Origin of the sequence: Streptomyces sp. NPDC086077 (genome assembly GCF_040686175.1) — a bacterium.
GTDB lineage: Bacteria > Actinomycetota > Actinomycetes > Streptomycetales > Streptomycetaceae > Streptomyces.
In genome coordinates this window covers 1-8,335 of the sequence record NZ_JBFBJT010000223.1, presented here as the reverse complement: position 1 = coordinate 8,335, position 8,335 = coordinate 1, and the positions used below count along the sequence as shown (strand labels likewise).

Here is an 8,335-nt window from a genome sequence, read left to right as displayed (position 1 = left end):
AGCCGATGACGCCGCCGGCGAGGGCGCCGGGCAGGCCGCCGCCGTGCAGGCGCAGACAGGCAGCGGCCTCCGCGCACTGCACACAGCGGGCGAGGTGCCGGGAGAGGTCGTCGGGGGTGTCGGAGAGCGGTGAGCGGGTGACGGCGTCGAGGAGCCGGGCGTAGCTCCGGCACTGCGGGTCCATCGGTGTGTCCAGATGGTTGCGCAGGCAGCGGTCCCGGAACAGGCCGCGCACCTCGGCGAGTTCACCGGCGACGCCGCTCGGGTCGAGACTGAGGCGGCGGGCCAGCACGGGCAGCGGCAGGGCCTCGACCTCGGCGAGCCACAGCAGTTCGGCGTCGGGGCCCTGCATGTCGCGCAGGGCGCGCAGCGCGAGCGGGCGGCGCAGCGGGGGGCCGGTGTGGCGGGCGGCGCCCTCGGAGTTGAGCCACAGGCGCAGTTCGGGGTCGAGCCGGTGGCCGTGGCCCTGCGTCTCCCAGTCGGCCGCCGTGGTGCGCACGGCCGTCAGGAGCAGGGCCATCCGGGGCAGCCGGGGCTGCCGGGGCGGGCGGCGGCCGGCGATCGGGTCCGGTCCGGACGCGGCGGTGCGGGCCTCGCGTATGCCGAGCGCGAACGCCTCGCGGGCGAGTGCGGTCGCGGCCGCTGATCCGGCCGTGCACAGGTCGGCGTACGAGAGCACCGTGTCCCAGCACTCGGAGAACAGCGCCGCCTCGGTGGCGTCCTGGGGGGTCGGCAGGTCGGGCATGGGTCTCCTGCATCGTGCGAGGTCAACTCCCCATAACAAGAAGGGGAGTTGTGGGGAAACCTCGGGCAGGGCAAGAGCCTTTCACGGTTCCGACACAACTGACAAGCGGGGTACTCAAAACGCCGCGAGGGCCCGATCGCGGTCCATCGCGATCGGGCCCTCCGGGACGGTGCGGGCCGTGCCGTCCTACGGTGTCACCGTGGCGGACGGCTCCGGTGCCCCCTGCCGCGTCTGCGACTCCTCCTGGGCCGGGAGGCTGTCCATGAAGGAGCTGACGGAGAAGACCGCGTTGCCGGGGCCGGGCGGGCCGTAGCCGGGAGGCGAGGAGAGGCCGAAGTCGTCCATGGTGGCGCGGTAGGCCTCCAGCAGCCGGATGTGGTACTCCAGCGGGGCGCCCTGCGGGTTGGCCTTGCCCAGCGGGGTGGTGGGCTCGGGGCACCAGGTGGTGAACCGGGGCGTGATGCCGTGCGACATGAAGAACCGCAGGCCCTCGGTGGTCGACGCGATGGCCTCGTCGACGGTCGTGAACCCGAACGGCTCGGCCATCTCCACGCCGGCCACGAAGTTCGGGATCACGTTGCGCGCGCCGAAGATCTCCGCCGAGTCCAGGATCCGCTTGTGCCACTCGTCCCGGCCGACGTAGCGCTCCTTGCCCGGGCAGTACAGCTCGAACAGCCGCCGGTCCCACACCTCGTAGTTGGGGTGGTAGATCTGCACGCCGTAGTCCTTGAAGCGCTGGACGTCGTCGCGCGGCAGCGCCTGGGCCACCACCTTGCCGATCCAGCGGCCCGGGAAGCGGTCCTCGATGGCCTTGGCGTAGTGGCCGTAGAAGTCGGCCTCGTCACGTCCGGCGACCGTCTTGGTGATGGCGCCGCCGGTGAGCGTGTAGGCGGTGGACGCCTTGGCGGTGTCGTACCGGTCGATGATCTCCAGGGCCTCCAGGACCTCCTCGACGTCCTTGACCCCGGTGTACGGCCGGCCGGCGGCCTTGTGCTGGCGCCAGTTGTGATTGATGTCGCAGTACTGGCACTCCTCCTTGGCGCCGAAGTACTGGCAGACCCGGAAGACGGTCAGGTAGATCAGGTAACCCCACTGGATGGTCGGGGCCACCTCCATGACGGACTTCCCGTTGGACAGCGTGTGCCGGTAGTACTCCGGCATCGGCGGCACACCGACGTCGGCGATGCGCTTCCCGTCCAGATAGAGGCCGAGCAGCCCGTCCTCGCCGGCGGCGACGCGATAGGGCGAGGCCGGGTTCACGCGCACCGACACGACGGTCCGGCGCAGGTCGTAGGGGCCTCCGGTGAGGATGATCTCCTCCGGCGGCCGGCGCAGCGCCGCCTCGCCCAGCTCCGGCAGGGTGCCGTGGTCGAAGGAGAAGATGAAGTACGACTTCGGCTTGACCTCGCCGCCCTCGTTGTCGCTGAGCGCGGAAGGATCGAAGGCGACGCCGCCCCGGAGCAGGTCCTCCTTGAAGACGGCTTCCCGCGGCACGTGCGGGAAGCGCTCCATCAGATCCTCGACGAGCGCGGTGCGGCTGCTCATCCCGTGACTCCTCCCTGCGACGGCCTGCTGCGGTGTTCGACTCCTCACGGTATGCCCCCTGCCTCCGGGACCGAGCAGCCGGGTCCGGCGCGAGCACCGGAAGGCGAACGAAACGGACACCGCCCGGCGGACAGCATACGGTGGCGCACCTGCCGCTTTTCGCCAGGTTCGTCACCGCGGTCGCCGAGCGGCCGCCCGCACCGGCCCCCAGGCCGGGCCGCCGGAGGCGGGTGGTTTGCTGATCCCCGACGTCGACACGTTTCGTCGGGAAGAAGGCGACCGCATGACCGGGACCGTGACCAACTGGGCGGGCAACATCACCTACAGCGCCGGGGAGCTGCACCGCCCGCCCACGCTCGACGCGCTGCGCTCGCTCGTCGCGGGCAGCCCGCGGGTGCGGGTCCTGGGCAGCGGGCACTCGTTCAACGAGATCGCCGAACCGGGTCTTGAGGGCACGCTGCTCTCCCTGGACGCGCTGCCGCCCGCGATCGAGGTCGACACGACGGCCCGCTCGGTACGGGTCTCGGGGGGCGTCCGTTACGCCGAACTCGCCCGCCGGGTCCACGCGCACGGCCTCGCGCTGGCCAACATGGCGTCCCTGCCGCACATCTCGGTCGCCGGTTCGGTGGCGACCGGCACGCACGGCTCGGGCGTGGGCAACGCCCCGCTGGCCGCCGCGGTGCGCGAGGTCGAACTGGTCACGGGCGACGGCGGGACCGTCCGGATCGGCCGGGGTGAGGAACGGTTCGCGGGCGCGGTCACCTCGCTCGGCGCGCTCGGCGTGGTCACGGCGCTCACCCTCGACCTGGAGCCGGCCTTCGAGGTCGAGCAGCACCTGTTCACCGAACTGCCCCTGGAGGGACTGGACTTCGAGACGGTCATGGCGGTGGGGTACAGCGTCAGCCTGTTCACCGACTGGCGTGAGCCCGGTTTCCGGCAGGTGTGGGTCAAGCGCCGCACCGACCAGGCGCTGCCCGGCTTCCCCTGGGCGGCGCCCGCGACGCGGGCCCTGCACCCGGTGCCGGGGATGCCCGCGGTGAACTGCACCGAGCAGTTCGGCGTGCCCGGGCCCTGGCACGAGCGACTGCCGCACTTCCGGGCGGAGTTCACGCCGAGCAGCGGTGCGGAGTTGCAGTCGGAGTATCTGATGCCGCGGGCGTCCGCGCCCGGCGCGCTGCGCGCCCTCGACGCGATCCGTACCGTCATCGCGCCGGTCCTGCAGACCTGCGAGGTGCGCACGGTGGCCGCCGACGAGCAGTGGCTGAGCCCCGCGTACGGACGGGACAGCGTGGCGGTGCACTTCACCTGGGTCGCGGACACCGCGGCGGTGCTGCCGGTGGTACGACGGGTGGAGGAGGCACTGGAGGCGTTCGACGCACGGCCGCACTGGGGGAAGGTGTTCGCGATGCCGGGGGCGGTGCTGCGGGAGCGGTTCCCAGAACTGCCGAGGTTCCGGGCACTGGTGGAGGATCTGGATCCGGCGGGTAAGTTCAGCAACGCCTTCGTGCGAGATGCGCTGGGCGGCTGACACGTCCCGCACCCCCTTCCCCACCCGCTTCCCCCGAACCCCTTTCCCCACCCCCTTTCCTAACCCCTTGTCGAAAGTCCCCGCAGCCCATAGCCTGTGCGCCGCGCCGGTGCCGATGCCGCCCCGGCGGGCCGAGGGGATGGAGGCTGGGGGATGAGGCGCGGCACGTCACGTGACATCCGCACCGCGAACCGCTACGAGGTGCTGCGCCAGATCATCGCCGAGTCTCCCACCTCGCGGCAGGAGCTGGCCGCCGCGACCGGTCTGAGCCTCGCCACCGTCGCCACGCTGGTCGGCGAGCTGCTGGGCCTCGGCATGATCACCGAAGTCGGCTTCGAGGACTCGGCGGGCGGCCGGCCGCGCGGTCTGGTGGCCGTCAACGCCTCCGGGGGCGCGCTGATCGGCGTCGACATCGCGGAGACGTACGTCCATGTCGAGCTGTTCGACCTCGCGCTGAACGTCCTCGCCCGCGCCGACGAGGAGATGCGCCCCGGCGAGAGCCGTCCGGAGCAGGTCGTCGGCCATGTCGCCGCCGCCGTGGACTCCGTGGTCGCGCAGGCCGGCGTCGAAGGCGCACGCGTGCTCGGCGCGGGGGTGTGTGTGCCGGGGCAGGTGGACCGCGACACGGGCGTCGCGGAGTACGCGCCCAACTGGGCCTGGCACGACGTGCCCCTGCTGGGCCTGCTCGCCGAGCAGATCCCCTACCCGCTGCACCTGGACAACCCGTTGCGGGCCTGCGCGGTGGCCGAGTTGTGGTTCGGGGCGGCGCGGGGGCGCGGTGACGCGGTGGTGGTCAACCTCGGGACGGGGGCGGGCGCCGGGCTGGTCCTGGGCGGCGGCCTGCACCGCGGCGTCAGCAACAGCGCGGGCGAGTGGGGCCACACCACCCTCGTCCTGGACGGCCGGCTGTGCCACTGCGGCAACCATGGCTGCGTGGAGACCTACGTGGGCGCTCCCGGCATCATGCAGCACCTGCGCGAGCTGAGCCCGGACAGCCCGCTGCTGCACCCCGAGGACCAGACGGCCACCGTCGACGCCCTCGCCCGCGCGGCGGGCGCGGGCGACCCGGTCGCCCTCAAGGTCGTCCAGGACACCGCCCGTTACCTCGCCGCCGGTATCGCGGACCTGGTCAACCTCCTCAACCCGGAGGTGGTCGTCCTCAGCAGCTGGGTCGCGGCGAGCCTCGGCGAGCCCCTGCTCACCGAGGTGCGCGCGGCCGTGGCCCGGCACGCGCTGCGGCGGCCCCTGGCCGCCACCGAGATCGTCCTCTCCCCCATCCCCACCGACCCCGTCTCCCTCGGCGCGGCGACATTCGCGCTCGAAGGCGCCCTGCAGTCCACCGGCGCCCCGCGGAGGACGGCACCGACCGCACGGCGGTCCCGTCACTCGGTCGGGTGGACAGCCACCGGGGACTGATCGTCCCGGGGAAGGAGCTGAAGGTGCCCCACTCGAAATCTCGGTATCACGGGCTGACCTAGGAGACCGATGTCCCTGCGCACCACCACACCTGCCGTCGGCTACGTCGAGGACGTCGCACCGGGCCGCGGGACCATCCCGCCCCGTGCCCGCTACACCTCCGACGCGGCCTCCGTCTCCCTCAACGGCGACTGGCGCTTCCGGCTGTCGCCGGCCGCCGACGCCGAGGACGACTCCTTCGCCGAGCCCGGGTACGACGCCACGGGCTGGACGGAGATCGCCGTCCCCGGCCACTGGGTCCTCCAGGGCCACGGGGCACCCATCTACACCAACCACCTCTACCCCTTCCCGGTGGACCCCCCGCGCGTCCCCACCGAGAACCCCACCGGCGACCACCTCCGCCACTTCGACCTCCCCGAGGGCTGGCCGGCAACCGGCGACGCGGTCCTGCGATTCGACGGTGTGGAGTCCTGTGCGCGGGTCTGGCTGAACGGCACGGAGCTCGGCGAGTTCAAGGGGTCCCGCCTGCCGCACGAGTTCGAGGTCGGGAGGCTGCTGGAGCCGGCCGGCAACGTGCTCGCGGTCCGGGTCCACCAGTGGTCGGCTGGCTCGTACCTGGAGGACCAGGACCAGTGGTGGCTGCCGGGCATCTTCCGTGACGTCACCCTGCTGCACCGCCCGGCGCACGGCGCGCGCGACCTCTTCGTCCACGCCTCCTACGACCACGTCACCGGCGAGGGCACCCTGCGCGTCGACTCCGACGTGCCCGGCCGGGTCACCGTCCCGGAGCTGTCCGTCGACGTGGCCACCGGCGAGCCGGTCACGGTCGCCGTGGAGCCCTGGACGGCGGAGACCCCGCGCCTCTACGACGGCGTGCTGGCCACCGAGGGTGAGCGGGTCCGCCTGCGGATCGGGTTCCGCACCGTGGCGGTCGAGGACGGCCTGATCAAGGTCAACGGAAGCCCGGTCCTCTTCAAGGGCGTCAACCGGCACGAGTGGCACCCCGAGCGCGGCCGCGCCCTCGACGTCGAGACCATGCGCGCGGACGTGCTGCTGATGAAGCGGCACAACGTCAACGCGGTCCGCACCTCCCACTACCCGCCGCACCCCGCCTTCCTCGACCTGTGCGACGAGTACGGCCTGTGGGTGATGGACGAGTGCGACCTGGAGACGCACGGTTTCACCGAACAGTCCTGGCGCGACAACCCCGTCGACGACGACCGCTGGACCCCGGCCCTGCTCGACCGGGCGGCCCGGATGGTCGAGCGGGACAAGAACCACCCGTCGGTCGTCGTCTGGTCCCTCGGCAACGAGGCCGGCACCGGACGCGGGCTGACCGCCATGGCGGAGTGGATCCACGCCCGCGACGACTCCCGCCTCGTGCACTACGAGGGCGACATCGACTGCCGTGACACCGACGTGTACTCGCGGATGTACGCCCGTCACGCCGAGGTCGAGAAGATCGGCCGCCGCCTGGACGGCGGTACGCACAAGCGCCGCGGGCTGCCCTTCATCCTCTGCGAGTACGGCCACGCGATGGGCAACGGCCCCGGCGGTCTCGCCGACTACCAGCGGATCTTCGAGTCGTACGACCGGCTCCAGGGCGGCTTCATCTGGGAGTGGATCGACCACGGCGTCGCCCACCCCGAGCTGGGTTTCGCCTACGGCGGCGATTTCGGCGAGGAGTTGCACGACGGGAACTTCGTGTGCGACGGGCTGGTCTTCCCGGACCGGACGCCGTCGCCGGGCCTGACAGACTTCAAGAAGGTGATCGAGCCGGTCCGGATCGAGGGGGACGGCCCGTCCGGCACCGTGCGGGTCACCAACGCCCACGACTTCGCCGACCTGTCCACGCTGGCCTTCGAGTGGTCCTGCCAGGTGGACGGCGAGACGGTCGACTCCGGCCCGCTGTCCGTCCCGCCGCTCACGCCGGGCGAGTCGGCCGACGTGAAGCTCCCGGCACCGCCCGAGGCTCCCGCCGGTGCGGAGACGCAGTGGACGGTACGGGCGCTGCTCGCGCAGGACACACCGTGGGGCGAACGAGGCCACGTGGTCGCCTGGTCCCAACTCCCCCTCGGCAAGGGGGAGTCCGCCGTCCTGTCGGCCACCGCACGCCCCACCGCCGACGGGCCGCTCGTCCGTCTCGGCCCGGCCGTCTTCGACGCCCGCACGGGCGCGCTGAGGACCATCGGGGGCGTCGAGGTGACGTCACCGCCCCGCCTCGACGTCTGGCGCGCCACCACCGACAACGACGACGGCGCCCCCTGGCAGTCCGACGCCCGCCACGGCCCGCTCTGGCGCAAGCTCGGCCTGCACCGGATGCAGCACCGGCTGGACGCCGTGGAGGTGGCGCAGGACGCGCTGACGGTACGGACCCGGGTGGCGCCCGCGGCCGCCGAGGTCGCCCTGCGGACGGTGTACCGCTGGACGGCCGACGGCACCCGGTTGCGGCTCTCCGTCTCCGTGACGCCCGAGGGCGACTGGCGACTGCCCCTGCCGAGGCTCGGCGTCCGCCTCGGCCTGGCGTCGGCGGACCGCGTCACCTGGTTCGGCGGGGGCCCCGGTGAGGCGTACCCCGACACCAGGTCGGCCTCGATGCTGGGCCGCTGGCACTCGACGGTCGACGCGCTGCAGACCCCGTACGTCCGCCCGCAGGAGAACGGCGCCCGCGCCGACGTCCGCTGGGCGGAACTGGGCGGTCTGCGCATCGAGGGCGACCCGGAGTTCTGGTTCACCGCCCGGCGCTGGACCACCGAGCAGCTGGACGCGGCCACGCACCTGACCGACCTCACGCCGGGCGGGACGGTGTGGGTCAACCTCGACCACGGCCAGATGGGAATCGGCTCCCAGTCCTGCGGGCCCGGCGCCCTCCCCCGGTACCACCTGCACGCGGGCCCCGGCACGTTCGCCTTCGTCTTCACCGAGACCGGCTGAGCGACGGTACGGCGACCGGCCTTCAGTGGTCGGCGCAGCAGGGGGTCGGGTCCGGTACCTCGAAGGGGGTCAGTGTCCCCCCGGCCGCCGGCTGGACGGCGAGCACCAGCAAGCCCGCCCACCACGGCGGGCGGGCATTGGTCCCGGGGTAGTCAACGGGGTTAGCC

The 8,335-nt window shown here is 72.7% G+C and carries 4 protein-coding genes and 1 pseudogene; 3 read left to right on the top strand and 2 right to left on the bottom strand.

Annotation, left to right across the window (positions count from 1 at the left end):
• Together AB0O67_RS35080 and AB0O67_RS35075 are read right to left on the bottom strand one after the other, a co-directional pair.
• Positions 1 to 745, bottom strand: a pseudogene (locus AB0O67_RS35080) (cellulose-binding protein); the annotation flags it as partial.
• A gap of 186 nt (positions 746 to 931) precedes the next feature.
• The gene (locus AB0O67_RS35075; RefSeq protein WP_365459406.1) at positions 932 to 2,290 is read right to left on the bottom strand and encodes a radical SAM protein; all 1,359 of its coding nucleotides are present in this window, start codon (positions 2,288 to 2,290) and stop codon (positions 932 to 934) included.
• A 283-nt stretch (positions 2,291 to 2,573) separates the two neighbouring features.
• Here AB0O67_RS35075 and AB0O67_RS35070 point away from each other — a divergent pair, with 283 nt between their 5' ends.
• The 3 genes from AB0O67_RS35070 (at position 2,574) to AB0O67_RS35060 (ending at position 8,168) form a co-directional block, all read left to right on the top strand.
• Complete coding sequence (locus AB0O67_RS35070) at positions 2,574 to 3,818, top strand: D-arabinono-1,4-lactone oxidase (RefSeq protein WP_365459403.1); 1,245 nt, start codon at positions 2,574 to 2,576, stop codon at positions 3,816 to 3,818.
• Between the two features lie 153 nt (positions 3,819 to 3,971).
• Positions 3,972 to 5,234, top strand: a complete 1,263-nt coding sequence (locus tag AB0O67_RS35065) for an ROK family transcriptional regulator (protein WP_365459400.1) — start codon at positions 3,972 to 3,974, stop codon at positions 5,232 to 5,234.
• A gap of 69 nt (positions 5,235 to 5,303) precedes the next feature.
• On the top strand, positions 5,304 to 8,168 hold the full coding sequence (locus tag AB0O67_RS35060) for a glycoside hydrolase family 2 TIM barrel-domain containing protein (RefSeq protein ID WP_365459397.1): 2,865 nt from the start codon (positions 5,304 to 5,306) through the stop codon (positions 8,166 to 8,168).
• Positions 8,169 to 8,335: the final 167 nt, after the last annotated feature.

What these genes read in the sequence shown, in the direction of transcription:
- AB0O67_RS35065 (WP_365459400.1), top strand. Translation starts at nt 3,972, where the DNA reads ATGAGGCGCGGCACGTCACGTGACATCCGCACCGCGAACCGCTACGAG.
- AB0O67_RS35060 (WP_365459397.1), top strand. Translation starts at nt 5,304, where the DNA reads ATGTCCCTGCGCACCACCACACCTGCCGTCGGCTACGTCGAGGACGTC.
- AB0O67_RS35070 (WP_365459403.1), top strand. Translation starts at nt 2,574, where the DNA reads ATGACCGGGACCGTGACCAACTGGGCGGGCAACATCACCTACAGCGCC.
- AB0O67_RS35075 (WP_365459406.1), bottom strand. Translation starts at nt 2,290, where the DNA reads ATGAGCAGCCGCACCGCGCTCGTCGAGGATCTGATGGAGCGCTTCCCG.